The 17,256-nt window shown below is 57.4% G+C and carries 18 protein-coding genes; 13 read left to right on the top strand and 5 right to left on the bottom strand.

The genetic code is table 11. The features are described from left to right. Window positions 1-906: 906 nt before the first annotated feature. Both H4N61_RS02880 and H4N61_RS02885 read right to left on the bottom strand, forming a co-directional pair. Window positions 907-1,704, bottom strand: a complete 798-nt coding sequence (locus tag H4N61_RS02880) for an alpha/beta hydrolase (protein WP_169196733.1) — start codon at window positions 1,702-1,704, stop codon at window positions 907-909. Window positions 1,705-1,712: 8 nt separating this feature from the next. Then, a complete protein-coding gene (locus H4N61_RS02885) occupies window positions 1,713-2,582 on the bottom strand; it encodes an MBL fold metallo-hydrolase (RefSeq protein WP_182394909.1) in 870 nt (289 codons plus the stop codon). Window positions 2,583-2,753: 171 nt separating this feature from the next. On the opposite strand from H4N61_RS02885, the gene H4N61_RS02890 reads away from it, so the two are divergent. The 5 genes from H4N61_RS02890 to H4N61_RS02910 all read left to right on the top strand — a co-directional run bounded on the left by H4N61_RS02890 (window position 2,754) and on the right by H4N61_RS02910 (window position 7,577). Further along, window positions 2,754-3,527, top strand: coding sequence for an ABC transporter ATP-binding protein (locus tag H4N61_RS02890; RefSeq protein ID WP_182394911.1), 774 nt, complete (start codon window positions 2,754-2,756; stop codon window positions 3,525-3,527). 8 nt (window positions 3,528-3,535) lie between these two features. After that, the gene (locus tag H4N61_RS02895) at window positions 3,536-4,408 is read left to right on the top strand and encodes a branched-chain amino acid ABC transporter permease (RefSeq protein ID WP_182394913.1); all 873 of its coding nucleotides are present in this window, start codon (window positions 3,536-3,538) and stop codon (window positions 4,406-4,408) included. Next, window positions 4,405-5,451 (top strand): branched-chain amino acid ABC transporter permease, encoded by a 1,047-nt coding sequence (locus H4N61_RS02900; RefSeq protein ID WP_169196737.1) that lies wholly within the window; start codon window positions 4,405-4,407, stop codon window positions 5,449-5,451. The genes H4N61_RS02895 and H4N61_RS02900 overlap by 4 nt, the downstream gene beginning before the upstream one ends. 109 nt (window positions 5,452-5,560) lie before the next feature. Continuing rightward, window positions 5,561-6,766 carry an ABC transporter substrate-binding protein gene (locus H4N61_RS02905; RefSeq protein ID WP_182394914.1) on the top strand — a complete coding sequence of 402 codons (1,206 nt, stop codon included), beginning with the start codon at window positions 5,561-5,563 and terminating at the stop codon, window positions 6,764-6,766. A 73-nt stretch (window positions 6,767-6,839) separates the two neighbouring features. After that, window positions 6,840-7,577 carry an ABC transporter ATP-binding protein gene (locus H4N61_RS02910; protein WP_169196739.1) on the top strand — a complete coding sequence of 246 codons (738 nt, stop codon included), beginning with the start codon at window positions 6,840-6,842 and terminating at the stop codon, window positions 7,575-7,577. A gap of 112 nt (window positions 7,578-7,689) precedes the next feature. On the opposite strand, the gene H4N61_RS02915 is transcribed toward H4N61_RS02910, so the two are convergent. From H4N61_RS02915 to H4N61_RS02925, 3 genes are read right to left on the bottom strand one after another with little or no spacing between them, the layout of a single operon-like run. Continuing rightward, window positions 7,690-8,463, bottom strand: a complete 774-nt coding sequence (locus tag H4N61_RS02915) for an enoyl-CoA hydratase/isomerase family protein (RefSeq protein WP_182394916.1) — start codon at window positions 8,461-8,463, stop codon at window positions 7,690-7,692. A gap of 21 nt (window positions 8,464-8,484) precedes the next feature. Then, entirely contained in the window at window positions 8,485-9,984 is a 1,500-nt protein-coding gene (locus tag H4N61_RS02920; protein WP_182394918.1) for a tripartite tricarboxylate transporter permease, read from the bottom strand. Next, window positions 9,984-10,472 (bottom strand): tripartite tricarboxylate transporter TctB family protein, encoded by a 489-nt coding sequence (locus H4N61_RS02925; RefSeq protein ID WP_169196742.1) that lies wholly within the window; start codon window positions 10,470-10,472, stop codon window positions 9,984-9,986. The genes H4N61_RS02920 and H4N61_RS02925 overlap by 1 nt, the downstream gene beginning before the upstream one ends. A gap of 186 nt (window positions 10,473-10,658) precedes the next feature. On the opposite strand from H4N61_RS02925, the gene H4N61_RS02930 reads away from it, so the two are divergent. The 8 genes from H4N61_RS02930 to H4N61_RS02965 all read left to right on the top strand — a co-directional run bounded on the left by H4N61_RS02930 (window position 10,659) and on the right by H4N61_RS02965 (window position 17,241). Beyond that, window positions 10,659-11,621: a tripartite tricarboxylate transporter substrate-binding protein gene (locus tag H4N61_RS02930; RefSeq protein ID WP_182394919.1), complete on the top strand. Its 963-nt coding sequence runs from the start codon at window positions 10,659-10,661 to the stop codon at window positions 11,619-11,621. A gap of 172 nt (window positions 11,622-11,793) precedes the next feature. Continuing rightward, window positions 11,794-12,762 (top strand): tripartite tricarboxylate transporter substrate binding protein, encoded by a 969-nt coding sequence (locus H4N61_RS02935; protein WP_169196744.1) that lies wholly within the window; start codon window positions 11,794-11,796, stop codon window positions 12,760-12,762. A 55-nt stretch (window positions 12,763-12,817) separates the two neighbouring features. Beyond that, complete coding sequence (locus tag H4N61_RS02940; RefSeq protein ID WP_182394921.1) at window positions 12,818-13,498, top strand: hypothetical protein; 681 nt, start codon at window positions 12,818-12,820, stop codon at window positions 13,496-13,498. Next, window positions 13,495-14,457 carry an SDR family NAD(P)-dependent oxidoreductase gene (locus H4N61_RS02945; protein WP_182394930.1) on the top strand — a complete coding sequence of 321 codons (963 nt, stop codon included), beginning with the start codon at window positions 13,495-13,497 and terminating at the stop codon, window positions 14,455-14,457. Before H4N61_RS02940 ends, H4N61_RS02945 begins: the two co-directional genes overlap by 4 nt. Window positions 14,458-14,479: 22 nt before the next feature. Continuing rightward, entirely contained in the window at window positions 14,480-14,923 is a 444-nt protein-coding gene (locus tag H4N61_RS02950; RefSeq protein ID WP_182394931.1) for a hypothetical protein, read from the top strand. Window positions 14,924-14,935: 12 nt separating this feature from the next. Beyond that, window positions 14,936-15,382, top strand: coding sequence for a MaoC/PaaZ C-terminal domain-containing protein (locus H4N61_RS02955; RefSeq protein WP_248306557.1), 447 nt, complete (start codon window positions 14,936-14,938; stop codon window positions 15,380-15,382). 28 nt (window positions 15,383-15,410) lie between these two features. Then, window positions 15,411-16,607, top strand: a complete 1,197-nt coding sequence (locus H4N61_RS02960) for a multidrug effflux MFS transporter (RefSeq protein ID WP_182394933.1) — start codon at window positions 15,411-15,413, stop codon at window positions 16,605-16,607. A 178-nt stretch (window positions 16,608-16,785) separates the two neighbouring features. Then, window positions 16,786-17,241, top strand: coding sequence for a tripartite tricarboxylate transporter TctB family protein (locus H4N61_RS02965; RefSeq protein ID WP_169196749.1), 456 nt, complete (start codon window positions 16,786-16,788; stop codon window positions 17,239-17,241). The last annotated feature ends 15 nt before the right edge of the window (window positions 17,242-17,256 follow it).

Below are 17,256 nucleotides of genomic sequence, written 5' to 3' on the forward strand. Positions count from 1 at the left end.
AAGGGCACCGATCGGTCATGACCTGCTGGGCTCGAAGGGGCAGAGTTCACCTGGCCGCGGACAGTTCAAGGCCCGTCTCCTGAACTCGATCGCAGGCAAGTTCGGCGGTCGTGGAAGGGAGCTCCCGAAGCGTTGGCATGACTGCGGCAGGAGGCCCCGGGGGCTTGTCTTTTTGCGGGGATGGTGGCGCCGGACCTGGTGAATTCAGGTCATGCTCCATGCCGCCGAACTCCCCGACGACATTTCCATCTCAACAGGCCGAACCGTCAGTACGGCCGGCTTGTTCACGATAGCGCACCCCATTTGCACCAAATCGCTTTAAGATGGGAAGAGGAGGGGTAGGGGGAAAACGACTTGTAGGTTTGTGCGCGAGGCATCGCTACTAAAATCGATTATGAACTGATCGTTTTCGGCGAAAGATGGTACGAGATGGCCAGTGACATTCTGACCGCTACGCACCGCAAAGTCATATGCTCACTTATTGGTTCACAGTCCCATATAGGGCATTGCAAAGTGACGCTCGTCGACCGGTGTTCTCGCGCGCATATGCAAGGTTGCTCAGTCAAAATGGCCGCTAAGCTGTTTTGGATACCTCCGTGAATTGATGTCTCGAGAACGGGCAATTCGCATGCTTAAGCTCGAGCCCCTGCCCGGCAACATTGTTCGCCGATATTCTCGATCTGGCTAGAGTGCATTGTGCGCATCGTGGGATGTTCAGTTCCGAAGCGACTTTATCCGTTGCACCTCTGCAATGTTACTGTCACAGCCTGGCTCATCGGGGTATCGGCCAGAGCTGTCTGGCCAGCAAATCTGAAGGATAGGTGTCTGTGCCAGAGCGTTGCGCTTGTTATAGACATTCGTGAGAAACATCGCCCTGTCTAATAAGAGAAATCCCACCATTTGACTTTATAGCTCAGCTACAAAGTGATGGATGCACTCAGCCACCAGTTCTGGCGATTGCACGCACATGAAGTGGCCTGCTGAAATTTCGCGAACTTCCCGGTTTGGAATTTTGGCCGTGGCGTCGTCCAGGAATGCTCTTGGAGCATGAGGGTCATACTCGCCAGCGAGTACCAACACTGGCATAGTCAAACCGCCCAAGTGTTCCCTTAGGTCTAGCTCAAGTAGCATGCGATGCGTTGCAGCATAACCGCGATGGTCTGCTCCCAGCCACCGCGAAATCACGTGTTCTTTCTGTGCGTTACTGCTCCAAAGGTGTTCTGGGAAAGACCGACCAACGACGATTTCGGCAATCTCCCGCATGCCATTAGCTTCGAGGCGATTAGCCATTTCATGCCCTGCAGCCCGACGCTCTTCCGATATGAAAAGCGCAGGCGCGGCGAGCACTAATGCTTTGACGCGATCAGGGGCGCTGAGGGCAACTTGTGTAGCGATAGACGCGCCCACCGCTGCACCCAACAAGACAATTGGCTCGGCGATTTGGTGGTGATCGAGCAGGCCAATAAAGTCGTCTGCTAGTGTGCGAACGTTGAAAGGACCAGCGACCTTCTCGGACAGTCCCATACCCCGCTGGTCTGCGCGTAACACCGAATAATGCGGGGCCAAGAGAGGGACCAAATCGTCAAAACTGTTCAGGCTGCCCCCCAACTCATGGATGAGCCCCAAAGTCACCGATCCTCCTTCAGTGAAGGTAGAGCGGAGCGCTATTCCATTGATTTGACTGAACTGTGTCGTTTCGATCATCGCGCAGTTCACCCCTTGAATGCTTCGTAGCTGTAGCCGGAAGGGGTCTTGTGGACATAACCGCAGTGCGAGTTGCCGAAGTGCGCGGGTAGCAAGAGCGTATTGTAGTCAGCAGCTTCTGCGAGAACCTTGGCGCGGGTTGTACGGGCGGTTTCTTGGTCTTCGCAATAGCGCGAGTTCCAGCTCGGGTGATAGACCTGAATAGGCTGGTGTAGGACGTCAGCGATACACATCGCCGACTGGCCCTGGCTTTGAACACGCACGCCCATTTGACCGGGGCTATGACCGGGCAGGGGGATAAGGCTCAGGCCTTCACCTAAATCCTCTGTGCCTTCAACAGTTTCGAGTAAGCCGGCATCGACCAGTGGTCTAACGCTATCGTTGTAGACTTGCCATGTGGCTGGTGGGCGGGCCGCAGCGCCTCGCTCCGGGTCGCGATGCGCCAACTCGATCGCTGATACAATGTGCCGTGTGTTGGGGAAGGTTGGCACCCATTTGTCGTTATCCAGCAGTGTATTCCAACCCACATGGTCCAAATGAAGATGGGTTAGGATCACGAGATCAAGCCGGTCACGGGTGATGCCCTTTTGTGCAAGACCTTCGAGGAACGGCGTATGTAGGCCGCCAAATCGTGGTGAAGTCGGACGGACTTTGTCGTTGCCTGCACCAGTATCGACAAGGATCGTGCGCGTAGGTGTTCGAATGATCCAGCTTAAGACGCCGACATAAAACCCATTTTCTTCAGTAAAATAGTCCGGTGTAAGCCAAGAACTGTGTCCGGCGAGGTCATCGCTAGTCATCTCGCCAAACAGTTCAGGTGGGTCGTAAACCACCAGTTCCTCTACCCAATCTATGATGATGTCGCCGACTCTAATCATCGTTTTTCCCCTTTGTTTGGGCGCCAATCTACGCAAAGGCACTCAGCTGTAACTTTGCAAGAATTGGCAACAACGTTTGCAGATTGTGCCGCTTGTTGAAGTTTCTCTACCTGCCAAGATCGCTGGCTATGACAAAAGGCCGCACCCAAGCGCCTGTCAGGGGGAATTCTATTGCAGCAGTCGACCTTTTTACGCGTCGAAGGTGTCAGTGTTCGCTTTGGTGGCATCAATGCGCTCACTGATGTTTCGCTGAACGTGCCTAAGAACCGTGTCACCTCGGTGATCGGTCCGAATGGCGCCGGTAAGACGACACTTTTTAACGCGATCTCCGGCTTTTATCCGGTGGCAAGCGGCACCATTGAGTTCATGAACAATGATCTCGTGAGTAAGCCAGCCAGCGCTCGCGCCCATTTGGGTATTTCTCGGACATTTCAGAACCTTGCGCTGTTTCCCGGCATGAGCGTTTTGGAGAATATCAAGCTAGGCGTACACCCCCACCTCAAGGCGGGATTGTTCGCGGGCTTGGTCTATTTCGGGAAGGCGCGTCGCGAGGAAATTGAAGCGACCCGCCAGATCGATGAGAGCGTGTTGGACATGCTCGATATTCGCGAATACCGCGATAAAGCCGTGTCGGGGCTTCCCTATGGCGTGCTCAAGCGCATTGAGCTGGCACGCGCACTGGTGATGAAACCAAGCCTATTGCTGCTCGATGAGCCTTTTGCCGGGATGAACCATACCGACAAGAGCCAGATGGCAGTCCATATCCGCCGTATCATCGACAATACCGATGTCACCGCTTTGCTGATCGACCACCACATGGATTCGGTCATGGCCATGTCGGACCAGATCACCGTGCTCAATTTCGGCAAGGTGATTGCCGCTGGCACGCCAGACGAGGTTCGTCGCGACAAGGCTGTTATCGACGCCTATTTGGGACAGGACTAAGCCCTGCCATGCTAGAACTTCTCGAAATCTCTATTCTCGGCTTGGCGTCAGGTTCGGTTTACATACTGATCGCGCTGGCCTTTGTGCTGGTCTATAAGGCTACCAATGTCTTCAATTTCGCCACAGGCGAAATGATGATGGCGGGCACGTATTACTTCTATTTCTTCGACGTGCAGCTTGGCTTTGGCTGGCTTGCTGCCCTGCCGATGGCGCTGCTTGGCGCGGCGATTACGGCGGTGATTATTGAGCGTTTGGCGACGCGCCCCTTGCTCGGTCGCCCGCCCGTCGTTTTGATCATGGTGACTTTCGGCGTGTCGAGCATTATGCGCGGCCTCGCCCAGCTCACCTGGGGGCCAGACGCCCGCGAGATGACTGAACTGCTGCCGCGTCAGCCTCTGTTTCTGGGCGATCTGCTTATTCCCGGTCGCCTGGTTTGGACGGCAGGGATCGTCGCTGTCATCTCCATCGGCTTTATTCTCTACTACCGCTATTCGCGCGCCGGCACCGCTATCCGGGCCGCTTCGGCCGATCAGGTAACAGCGGAAAGCGTGGGTATCGATATTCGCGGTGTTTTCCGTCTGGCATGGATCTTTGCCGGTGTGTTCGCGGCAACTGCGGGCATTGTCACCGCCTCGGTGAACGGGGTGACCCCACAAATGGGTTCGATCGCCATGAACGTTCTGGCGGTGGTGATGCTGGCTGGCATGACCAGTGTTGGTGGCGTGGTTATCGCTGGCCTTATCGTGGGTTGGCTTGAGTTTGTCGTGGGTTGGTATCTCGGCTCGTCCTGGCAGAGCTTTGTGCCCTACCTGCTCGTGCTCGTTGTGATGATGGTCAAGCCCAATGGTCTTTTTGGTGAACAGCGGGTGGAAAGAATATGAGCTCGGTTACAAGTTCTGCGGGCGCTGGCGCTACCACGCAATCTGTTTGGCGCGCCAATGCCGGTGAAATCATAAGCTGGATTGCCTTTGCTGCTATTCTGCTGCTTCTTCCGACGCTGGGCTCGGTTTATCTGACCTATATGGCGTGTCTGGTGGCCATAAATGTGCTGGCAACCGTTGGCCTGAACATCACTGTTGGTTACGGCGGACTGATGTCCATCGGCCACTCGGCCTTCCTGGGCGTTGGCGCTTATGCCAGCGCGCTGGCAACCATTCACTTGGGCACGCCGCTGTGGCTCTCGGTGATCATTGGCGCTGTGTCCGGCTTTGCCGTGGGTGTGGTTTTTGCGATACCGGCGCTGCGCATCAAGGGCGTTTACCTCGCTGTGGCGACGCTGGCGGCACAGTTTACGCTGAGCTTTATCTTCCAGCAGTGGACGGCTGTGACCGGGGGCGACCGCGGGTTGAGCCTGCCCGCGACCGATATCTTCGGTATGGGCGATCTGGGCATGTATCTCTTCGTCGCTTTTGTGACCTTCTTTGGTTGCTTGGGCGCACGGAACCTATTCCGCACCCGCCTTGGGCGCACCATTATTGCCGTGCGTGAACGCGATTATGCTGCGCAGGTTTTGGGCATCAATGTCGTCTATACTAAGCTTTTGGCTTTTGGCCTGGGCGCGGCTTATGCCGGGGCGGCAGGGGCGCTGCTCGCTGCCTTCCTGCGTCTCGTGAACCCAGAGCAGTTCACCCTTTTGGTCTCGGTCTTCTTCCTTGCGGCTGTGATTGTGGGTGGTCGTGCCTCGATCATTGGTTCGATCTTGGGCGCGATCTTTATGACGCTGGCCCCAGAGCTACTGCAGCACGCCATTGAGGTCATCGGCCCTGAAGGGCTCGACATGGCGCGCTATTCCTCGCCACTGCGCGAAATTCTGTTCGGTCTGATGATCGTGCTCTTCCTCGTCTTCGAACCACGCGGGCTCGTGGGGATCGTGGAGCGGTTGATGGGCAAGACCCAGGCTGTTGAGGCCACGACAGGCCACTAAGCATCGGCTTCGGCAACAGCCGTGGCCTAGCCTACCCAGAGCGCACATCTGCATCAGAACTTTTGGCGCTCTGGCTCACGCAAGACGATCTCTGGAGGAGAAGTTTACAATGAAAACCATGTCCCGCCGTTTGATGATGGGTCTGTCGGTTTCGGCCATTGCACTGGGTTCGGTGCTACCAAGCATGGCGGCTGAGCCGTTGAAATTCTGGATCCCGCTGGCGCTGAGCGGCCCGATCGCTGTGACCGGTCAGGCCCAGCAAGTGGGTTGGCAGCACGCTGTTGATTGGATCAACAAGGAAGGCGGCATTGGTGGCCGTCCGGTGGAAGTGTCGTTCTATGACGACGAATATAAGGTCGAGCTGGGCGTTGCTGGCTTTAAGAAGGCCGTTGCCGATGGCGACGTTGTTTTCACTGGCGGCAATGGCACCTCGTTCATCCGTGCGATTTCCCCGGAGAACAACGAGACCTATAAGGTGCTCATGGCTGGCACCTCGGGCGTTTCCGAGCTCGTGAACACCGAAGACTTCAAATACCACTTCCTAGCAGGCACCAATTATTCTGACCAAGTCGGGCAGCTGCTGAACTACATCAAGGCCACCCATAAGGGTGACGCTCCAGCCCGCATCGCTTTCATCTATTCGGGCACTGAATTTGGTCGCGATCCGCTCGAATATATGCGCACCAAGGCCGCCGAGTTGGGCATTGAAGTTGCCATGGAGTTCGAGACCAAGCTGGTAGAGGTCGACGTGACCGGGGCAGCTGTGAAGCTGCGCAATGCCAAGCCGGAATACACCATTTTCCACGGCTATGCAGAAAACGTCTGGCCAGAAATCGTCCGCCTTTCCAAGGACTACGGCATCGACACCCAGTTCATGGGAACGCTCTTTGGTTCGCACCCAGAAGTAGTGGCAACTGTTGGTGATGCGGCCAATAACTATCTCGGCGCGATCTCGGTGAACCTCTTGGTTGAGGACACCGACACCCCGATGATGAACACCATCGCGGACTATCTCAAGACCTGGGATGCCAAGCCATACACCGGCTACGCCAACGTTGGTTACATGCAGAGCTGGGCAGCAGCACTCGTGCTGCGCGAAGCCATTGGCAATGCGATGGAGAAGGATCTCGAGCTGAACGGCGAGAATCTGATTGCTGAAATCAACGCCATTCAAGACCTCGACACCGGTGGTGTGTTCGGCACTCCGATCCACTTCGAGGGCCAGCGCGTCCCCTATGGCGTGATTTACCGCTACAATGTCGAAGACGGCAAGCTGGTGGTGCGCGAGGAAACCGCTTGGTCTGAAGTCGAATAAATCGACACCAAAGCCTCGGATCGACCCTTAATCAGGGTCGGTCCTCACATTACTCCAAAAGACGGAATTTGCGATGACGGCTGCTCTTGAAGTGAGCAATCTGACCGTAACCTACGGCGCGGCGATCATCGGGCTTGAAGATGTATCGATGAGCGTGCCTGAGGGCGGCATTGTGGCTCTGCTTGGCGCCAATGGCGCGGGCAAATCCACCATGCTCAAGGCGATCTCAGGCCTGCTGCAGTTCGAAAACGGGCGCGCGACGCCTGGTGCGATACGCTACCGTGGCAAGGATATGACGTCTGCGCCCTCTTATAAGCGCGCACGGGACGGCATTTTGCATGTTCGAGAAGGTCGTTATGTCTTCACCAATCTGACCGTGGAGGAAAATCTCGACGCGGCGGCATTTGCGCGCGACACAAATCAGCCGGGCGCAAAGCGCAATCACGACGAGATTTACCACTATTTTCCGCAATTGGCGGCGCGCAAATCTGGGTTTGCAGGCTTCCTCTCGGGTGGTGAGCAGCAGATGCTGGCCATTGGTCGTGCGCTTTATGCGCGTCCAAAGCTGTTGATGGTGGACGAGGCCTCGATGGGGCTAGCGCCAAAGATTGCAGCGGAAATCTTCCAGATTTTGGCCAAGATCAATCAAGAGCAGAAGCTCTCCATTTTGGTGGTGGAGCAGAATGTTGGCCTGGCGCTGCAATATGCCTCTTACGGCTATGTGCTTGAAAGCGGGCGCATTGTGCAGCATGGGTCATCAGACCAGCTGCTGGATCGTGATGAGCTGTCCAAGCGCTATCTTGGGGGATAGTTTGTTGCCACGCTATGTGGCGACAGTGACTTAGCGAGCATCGAATAGAGAACTCCCGGCCCATAGATTTATGGGCCGGGAATTTGTATGTGCGTCTTGTCGTTCGGGCTTCTCAGCGGCTCTTGAATTCGGGTGCGCGCTTTTCAACAAAGGCGCGTTGGGCTTCCTTGGCGTCTTCGGTTTTGGAGAGGGCGACGGTGAGTGTTTGCTCGTAGCGGTAGGCGTCGCGGACGGGCATTTCTTTGACGTTGATGAAGCCCTGCTTGGCCGCCTGAATGGCGAGGGGGCTCTTGGCGGCGATTTCGCGGGCGTAGACCATGGCTTCTTCAAGCAAGCGCTCGCTAGGCACAACGGCTTCAGCAACGCCGAGGCGATACAGCTCGGATGCTGGATAGGTGCGGCCGGTGAGGTACATGGCGCGGGCGCGGGAGCGGCCGAAGTGCTCGGAGATGAAGGCAGTGCCGCCCGCTAGGCCAACGTTGACCTCTGGCATCTGGAAGCTGGCGGTTTCGGCAGCGATCATAATATCGCAGCAGAGGGCGAGGACGAACCCCGCGCCGATCATCGGGCCGTTGACAGCGGCGATGACAGGCTTGGGGCAATCGGCAACGACGTCGAAGAAATTACGAACGATGCGGTTGTTGCGCGCGTAGTCGCCAGCTCCGGCGGCGATGCCAACGCGCTCCTTGATATCCGCACCGGCGGAGAAGACGCGGCCATTGGCGGTGAGGATGATGGCGCGGACTTCGTCAAGCTCGCCGAGGGTTTCAAAGATGGTGATCAGCTCTTCGCGCATAGGCCCGTTTTGAGCGTTCACAGGCGGACGGTTGATAGTGACAGTTGCGATAAATTCCGCAATCTCAACGGTGTAGAACTGGTAGCTCATGTTTTATATCTCGCTTTGCGATCAGGACTGTTTGCTGCGTTGGGAGCGGAATGCGGAGGCAATGCTCCAAAACAAAAGGATGGCGCAGAGGATGACCACGACCTTCGTGATGCCGCTGTCGAAGAAGGTGGTGAAGCTGCCCTTGGAGAAGAGCATGGCGCGACGGAAGTGTTCTTCCATCAAGGGACCAAGCACGAAACCGAGCAGCAGCGGCGCGGCGGGGAGGTGCAGCACGCGCAACAGCCAACCAAGCGCGCCGAAGAACAGCACGATGCCAATGTCGAAGATCGAGTTGCTGACGGTGTAGGTGCCGATGGCGACGAAGACGAGAATTGATGGGTAGAGCAGGTGGTAGGGGATCATCAGCATCCGTACCCAAACCCCAATGAGCGGGATGTTGAGGAAGACGAGGATGACGTTGCCGATCCAGAAGCTCATGATGAGGCCCCAGAAGACCTGCGGCTGATCATTGATCAGGCCGGGGCCGGGCTGGATGCCGTGGATCATCAATACGCCGAGCATGAGCGCCATGGAGGCGCTGCCGGGGACGCCGAGGGCGAGTGTCGGGATGAAGGAGGTCATCTCGGCGGAGTTGTCGGCGGATTCTGGCGCCATAATGCCTTCCACAGCACCCTTGCCGAAACGCACAGGCGTTTTGGAAACGCGCTTTTCGAGCGCGTAGGAGAGGAAGGAGGCAACCGACGGGCCGGTGCCGGGGAGGGTTCCGAAGAAGGCGCCGACTGAAGAGCCGCGCAGCATGGGGAACCAAGAGCGACGCAGGTCGTCTCGGGTCGGCTTCATGGCCTTAAAGCTGGCAGATTTGCGGTCGATGTCGCCCGCTTTGATTTTGCCAATGCTGGAGATGACCTCGGCGATGCCGAAAAGGCCCATGGCGAGGGGGACGAGCCCAATGCCCTCGTATAGCTCAAGCATGTCGAAGGTATAGAGCGGGGTGCCTGTATAGACGTCGGCGCCAACGGTGCCAAAGATCATGCCCACGATAACCATCGCCAGGCCTTTTAGGGCTGAGCCATCCGAAATAGCGGAGGCGGCGATCAGGCCCAGTGCCATGAGGGTGAAATACTCTGCGGGACCAAAAGCGAGAGCCCATTTGGCGATGATGGGAGTAAAGCCCATCAAGAGGACAATGCCGACTGTGCCGCCGACAAAGGATGCCAAGGTCGTGAGGAGAAGCGCGACGCCAGCGCGGCCTTGGCGGGCCATCGGATAGCCGTCGAGGCAGGTAACGGCGTTGGCCGGGGTGCCGGGAATGTTGAGCAGGATGGAGGCAGTTCGCCCGCCGTAGCCGGTGCCGTACCAAATGCCCGCGAGCATGATGAGGGCGGTTTCTGGCGCCATGTAGAACGAGAGCGGGAAAAGCATGGCCATGGATGCCATGGTGCCGACGCCGGGGATGACGCCGACGATCATGCCGATGACGACACCAAGAGTGCAATAAAGCAGGTTGGTGGTGGTGAGGGCTGTCGCCAGACCCAAGCTGATGTTGGAAATGAGGTCCATTAGAGGGGCCACTTCAGCATGATAAGGGGGAGGCTCAGCGCCTGTTTGAACAGCAGCCAGACAAAAGCGGAGAGGACTGCGGCGATGATCGCTGGCGTGAGTTTCCAGTCGCGGCCCGGTTCGGCCAACACCGCGGTGTAGGTCAGAGCAAAGAGCGCGGGGATGGTGCCGAAGAGCGGCAGGACGAGCGCAAAGGCCACAAGGCTCAGCAGCACAAAAAGACCAGCACGGAGCGAGCTGGGTTCGTCGGATGCGTCGTCCGAAGTGTACGCGGGTGCGGGTTGGGCGGTGCGCAATTGCTTAATGGCGGGCAGGAGCAGCACGGCGCCGATGACCGCGAGTATGGTTCCCAGACCAAGCGGGAAGGCACCAGGACCGATGCGGCGCATAGTGCCCATGTCGTAGTTGAAAAGGGCCCAGCCTCCAAAGGCGAGCCCCGTGCCTATGAACAGCATGGCTGTCACAAGCTCGCGGTTAACGTCGCGCAAAGTGTCCTCCTTCGGCGCGGAATAGACGGCGCCGTTTTTGGGAACACTTGTCCGACTTGCAGTCTTGGCAGAGCAATCACCAGCTCTGCGTAGATGCTTTGCAGATTATGAAAACTTGAGTGTCGAAAACATGGGTTAGTCCTAATCACGTCCGGGCGAAAAGACCCGAGAGGAGGACATCCCTTAATGTTGAAGACCCTTACAGCTCTCAGCTTGGCTGCCGTTTTTGCGCTTCCGACAGCGGCATTTGCCCAGTTTCCAGATCGTCCGATCAAGCTGATTGTACCGTTTGCAGCTGGCGGCGGTTCGGACACGGTTGCCCGTATTTATGCGCCAGAATTGGCCAAGGCTCTGGGGCAAAACGTTGTCGTTGAGAACATCGCGGGTGCTGGTGGTTCGGTTGGCGCAGCTGCTGGCGCCGCAGCGACGCCAGACGGATACACCCTTCTGATGGCAACGCCATCGACCCAGATTACTGGCCCGCTACTGCAGTCGAACCTGCCATATGATCCAGACACGGCCTTCGAGGTTCTGGGCACGATCTTTGACTCGCCGAACCTACTGGTAGTTCCGGCGGACTCGCCGTTCCAGAGCATTGAGGACTTGGTCGCAGCCGCTAAGGATGCTCCGGGCGATATGACCTACGCCAGCCCCGGCGTTGGTTCGAGCGCGCATATGGCGTCCGAGCTGTTTAAGCTGATGACCGACGTTGAAGTTGAGCACATCCCCTATAAAGGGACGGGTGAATCCCTGCCTGACGTAATTGCAGGCCGTGTGGATTGGTCGATCGACTCAATGACCTCGATGCTGGCTTATGTTCGCACCGGGGAACTGCGCGCATTGGGCGTTTCGAGCCTTGCGAGTGATCCGCTGGTTCCTGAAATCGCCCCCATTGCAGACGTGGTCGAAGGCTTCTCAGCCACTGCTGTGAACTACTTTGTTGCCCCAGCGGCTACCCCACAAGACGTCGTCGCGCGTCTGCGTGAAGCGCACAATGAGGCAGTCAATTCGCCTGAGCTAGAAAAACGCCTCAACGATCTCGGCATTACGCTGGTGCGGATGACCCCAGATGAGCTCGACGCTAAGATCACCAATGATCGCGCCAAGTGGGGCGAGGTGATCGAGAAGGCTGGTATCCCTGTGCAATAAGCGCAGCCTGGGCGTCCGGTGTGCACAAGCCGGAGGCTCAAATTTTCCATCGAACCGCCAATTTAGGTCCGACTTTGCAAATTCCATGAAGATGTTTGCCGGTTTTTGTGCGTTGAGGCTTTCCTGAATGCCAATAGGTTCAGGGAAATAATAAAAATCCTGAGGAGGAATTATGTCTTTCCGTCTTTCTGCGGCTGTGGTCGCCGCTGCAGCTCTGTTCTCCAGCAGTGCTCTTGCGCAGGATGCTGCCGCTTATCCTGAACGTCCGGTCACTTTGGTTGTCCCCTATAACCCAGGTGGTTCGTCAGACGCGGCTGCGCGTTTAGTCGGTCAGTCTCTGAGCGAGCAGTTTGGTCAGCCATTTGTGGTTGAGAACAAGCCTGGCGCATCAGGCGTAATCGGTACCGAATTTGTCGCGAAGTCTGACGCTGATGGCCAAACTGTGCTGTTCCACACATCGGCGATAGGCATCCATGCGGCCTTCAATAAGAACCTGCCGTACGACACGACCGAAGACCTGCGCGCAGTGTCGATCGTTGCCGGTGGTCCGTTTGTTCTGGTTGCTCACCCATCTCTGCCCGCCAACACTGTTGCTGAGCTGGTTGATTACGCAAAGGCCAATCCAGGTGCGCTGAACATGGGCTCTGCCGGCGTTGGTGGTTCTGGTCACCTCATCGGTGAACGTTTCCAAGAGGCGACCGGCATTGAGATGGTCCACATTCCATACGCAGGCGGCGGTCCATCGCAGGTTGGCCTGATGGCCAATGAAGTGCAGGTCGTGTTCGACACGCTCACCGCAACTTCGCTGATCAAGGAAGGTAAGCTGAAGGCGCTCGCCGTTACTTCGCCTGAGCGTTGGATGGAGTTGCCAGATGTTCCTACTATGGCCGAAGCTGGTTTTCCTGACTCCACCGTGACCATTTGGGTTGGTGCTTTCGTTCCGAAGGCAACGCCAGACGCGATCGTTGAAAAGCTCAGCGCGGGTATCGCCAAGGCAGTTGAGGACCAAACCATTACAGAACGTCTGGTCGCTGTCGGCATGACCCCGACCGGCTCGAACCCATATGAAGCTGACGTTACCCTTGGCTCCGACATCGCGGGTTGGCAGGCACTGGCTGCGACCGGCCTGACCATCGACTAATACAGTCTCCTCCCTGGCGAGGGCTTCGGCCCTCGCCGCTCCCCGGCAGAGTATCATGTCCCCGAAATTGCGAATTGCTATTAGTGCGGCCCAGTCGGGTCCGTGGTTGATGGTTGCTGGCCTGTTTGCGGCTGCTGGTGCGGATGTTTTTATCGCGGCAGAAGGCGTCGAGGCTTTGGCCTTGCCCGAAAACTGGGTGCCGGACGCAGTGGTGACACTGCCACAGGTCTATGAGCAAGCGCGTTTTGATGCGCTAAACTTAGATATTTGGAATTCTACTCAAGCTATCGAAATCACTACACGGTTCACCCTTTCGCAGCTCGCCTCTAAGGCTATGAGCGCAGGCAATGGTGGCCTGATCATTCACGTTGTCGATCGGCAGGCGCTGATCTACGGCGGCGTGGCTGGCGTAAGTGCCCTGGCGAGTGCCGGGCTTTCGCGTGGAACAGCTCTGGATATGCGCGGTTCGGTGCGCTCCAATGTGGTGGCGACAAGTCCAGAGCAGGCTGATGTTGAGGCGTTTGTGCAGCTTGTTCTGCATCTCCTGAGCGAGAACGGAAAAGCCGTCTCCGGGCAGATAGTTTCCATCACCGCTAACCGCGTGCAGCTATTTAATCAGCCCCGGCCGGTTCGCGTTGCACATAGCGATGGGCCATGGAGCGAAGAGAGCCTCACCCAACAAATTTCGGAATGGGCAGATGATCTGCCGCGGCTTGCTCAAGGAGCAAAGCTATGAGCGTTTCGCACTCGACACTCGAAGGTAAGGTTGTTGTTGTCACCGGCGGTGGCGGCGGCATTGGGCGCGCCGTGTGTGAGCATATGGCAGGACTGGGTGCGCGGGTCATCGTTAATGATCTCGGCGTCAGCCTTGCTGGCGATCAAGCAGGCACGAAGGCGGCTGACATTGTCGTCGACGCCATCCGCGCTAAGGGCGGCGTTGCGGTCGCCAACACAATGAGCGTCACGGCGCGCGAAACAGGGCCTGCAATCGTTGAACAGGCCATGGATGAATTCGGTCAGCTCGACATTATTATCAACAACGCTGGCATCATCCGTATGTCGCCGTTTAAAGAGATGACGCTGGCGGCTTGGGAAGCGGTTTACGCCACCAATCTTCTGGGCGCGGTCTATCTCAGCCACGCGGCGGCTAAGCAGTTTGTGGCGCAGGGCAGTGGTTCTTTCGTTCACATGACCTCGGCCAGTGGCCTGGTTGGCAGCACGCAGCAGGTCAACTACGCCGCGGCAAAGTTGGGCATTGTTGGTCTCTCCACTACGATCGCGCGCGATCTTGGGCATTTGGGCATTCGCTCCAATTGCATCGCGCCATCGAGCACCAGCCGCATGACCGAGCTGACCGACAATGCCCGCAAGCATTTATTGACCCCAGAAGCCGCCGAACAGCTGCGTCTGGCTCGTCTTGCCTCGATGCCGGAAAACATGGCGCCAGTGGTTGCGTTTGTTGCCAGTGACGCTGCGCGTCAACTCAATGGGCAGATCGTCGGCGCGCGCGGCAATGAGCTTTATCTCTATAGCCAGCCCCGACTGGTGCGCGATGTGCGCAGCACTGCGGGGTGGAGCCAAGAGTGGTTCGAGGAGAACCTCGCTCAGGCGTGGGCCGCGTACCAGACCAAACTTGAAGTCATCACTGATGTCTTCTCATGGGCGCCTGCACAGGGCGCCACTTCCCGTCATTAATAACCACAAGCGAGAGTCTCTTATGGCTACCGGTAGATATGTTACCGACTTGGACGTGGGCGATGTGCTCGGTCCCGTCGAGTATACGCTGAGCTCATTCGTAATTCGCGAATATTCGCACATCGTGGAAATGCACCATGAGTGCTTCCAGGGCGCTGATGGGCTGATCATGCCACCAACGCTCATCCACCTCGATAAGCTGCGCCTTTACAATGCGGCTTGCCCAGAAGGCACAGGTCCAACTGCACGCATTCATTACGAATATGACGCCGAAGTCTTCGCGCCTGCGCGCGTTGGCGACAAGCTTAGTGTGATCGGCCGTATCAAGGACCGCTATCTCAAGAAGGGCCGAGAATATGTGCTGCTCGAGATGGAACTGACCAATGTCGAAACAGGTGAACTGCTGGTTCGATATCGCGACCAGGTGATCCTGGCCTACGCCCAAAAACCCGAAGCGTCTGCGTAAGGAGAAACTACAGTGACCCTTTCTCTCGAAGCTGGCACCGAATTCCGTACGCGTCCACGCGCGATGACCCGTGAGCGTATGCGTTGGTATGTGGATGGTCAGCCGACTATTGGCGCTGACGATGGCCGCGTGCACACCCAGCCACCAACCATCCATGATGACGACGAATATGCGATCAAGCAGGGTCTGCCCGGCATTATCGCTGATGGCATGATCTCGACAAATTGGATCCAGGGCTTGCTGATCGACGTCTTCGGCCCGCAGTTCGCTTGCCGCAGCCGTCTCTCGACCAAGTACATCGCTCCCATCTACGAAAACATGACCGTCATCGCCTGCGCGAAGGTCTCGACCGTTGTCGTCAACGAAGAAGGCAAGACCGTCTACCATCTCGACGTCTGGTGCGAAGACGAGAAGGCCAAGAAGCTGACCGTTGGTGCGGCCATGGTCGTGACCGCGTAATGTTCACGCGCTTTCACGCGGGGCAGGGATGTCCCGAGTAAGCATTTCAGAAAAGCAACTGGGGCTGGTCGGCGGGATTATGGTCGCGCTCGGCCCGCTCTCAGTTGCTATCTATACCCCCGCATTGCCCACTATCGTTGCCGACTTCGGCACGAGTGATGCGGTCGGCAAACTCACGATTTCCGTTTTCTATATCGGCCTTGCCTTGGGGCAGTTGGTCTGTGGGCTGCTGGCCGATGGGCTTGGTCGGCGCAATGTCGCCTTGGGCTTTTTCACGCTCTATGTGATTGGCGCTGTCGGCTGCCTGTTTGCACCGAGCATTGAAGCGCTGATTGTGGCGCGCGCTGTGCAGGGCACAGGAGCGGCGGCGGGATTGGTGATCTCGCGGGCGCTGGTGCGAGATCTGTTTTCCGGGCAAGCCTCCTCACGCATTCTCAATATGATGGCGATTATTATCGCCTCGGGGCCTGCCTTTGCGCCCGCTTTTGGCAGCGTGATGCTGTTGTTCGGCGATCACCAATTGCCCTTTGCCACCATGGTTGCGCATGGGGTGCTCACTCTGGCGCTGGTGCTGATTTTCATTCCGGAAGCGGTGGCCGTTGATCTCTCCCGCATTCGCCCGCTGGCGATGACGCGCTCGATGCTGATCCTGCTGCGTAGCCGGGATTTTATGTGGCCGGCCTTATGCACCGCGGGGTGCGCTGGCGCGATCTATGGGCAGGCGAGCATCTTGCCGTTTTTGCTGATCACGCAGGTAGGTGTTTCTCCGCAGATATTCGGGGCAGGGATGTTCCTGCAGTCGGGCGTCTACATGTTGGCCTCGATGTGGACGCGGTTTTTGATGCGCTCGATACCAGCCGAAAAGCTCGTGCCCTGGGGCGCTGGCATGGTCCTTATGGCAGCGGTGGCCTTGCTTTATGGGACGCTGATCGCCGAGCCGAGCTTTTGGTCGGTGATGTTGCCGGTGGCGTTTTATGCCTTTGGTTATGCCCACGCTGCGCCGGCCGTAATGACCGCAGCATTCGCCTCCCATCCCGACCGCGCCGGGGCGGCGTCGGCCCTTCATGGCTTCATGCAGATCGGGATTGGGTTCTCGATTGGCCTTTTGGCGTCGGTATTTTCGACGCCGTCAACAGCAATGGGCGTGTTGATTGGTTTGAGTATTGTTGCCGGCGCAGGCTTCGCGCTGGCTTGGTCAAGGGTGAATAATCACAAGGCAGCATAAAAAGTCGTTTGTATTCAGAAGTCTAGCGGTTTGTCTTCGTGTCTGATGGCTTTGCAGTTTTTGTATAGATCATGTGAGTGAAACGGCTGTTCCAACTGCTTTCTGAACATGGTGCAACGCGAAAGCCTTTAAGGAGGACATGTGTCGCTCGCGGCACATCGAATATGGGAGGTGCTCTATGAGCGCACAAACAGTGTCACCTTGGTCTGAAAGGATCGGGGGGCTGGTTCTTCTCATCATCGGATTGCTGGCGGTTGCGCAAGCGCAGGCCTACCCGTTCGGCACTGTGAGTAAGATGGGGCCGGGTTTTTTCCCGGTTGTCACAGGCACGGTATTGGCCGGTTTCGGCGCGTTGATCGCGTGGAAAACGCCTGATGCTGGCCAGGAAAAGGAAGGGGCGCTGATGAATTTGCGTCCGGCCTTTTTCATCTTCGCAGGCTTGTTGGCGTGGGCGCTGCTGCTCAAGCCGGCGGGGCTGGTTATTGCCACTGTCGCCATGGCCTTGCTCGCGGCCTTCGCTTACCCCAAGCCAAACCTAGTGCGCATAGCCATCACCGTGGTGCTGCTGCCGATCGTCGGCGTTGCGCTGTTCATTTTCGGCCTTGGCATGCCGCTGCGCGCTTTCCCTTGGTAGCCTGAGAGACATCGG

It is taken from the genome of Devosia sp. MC521, from assembly GCF_014127105.1.
Lineage (GTDB): Bacteria > Pseudomonadota > Alphaproteobacteria > Rhizobiales > Devosiaceae > Devosia.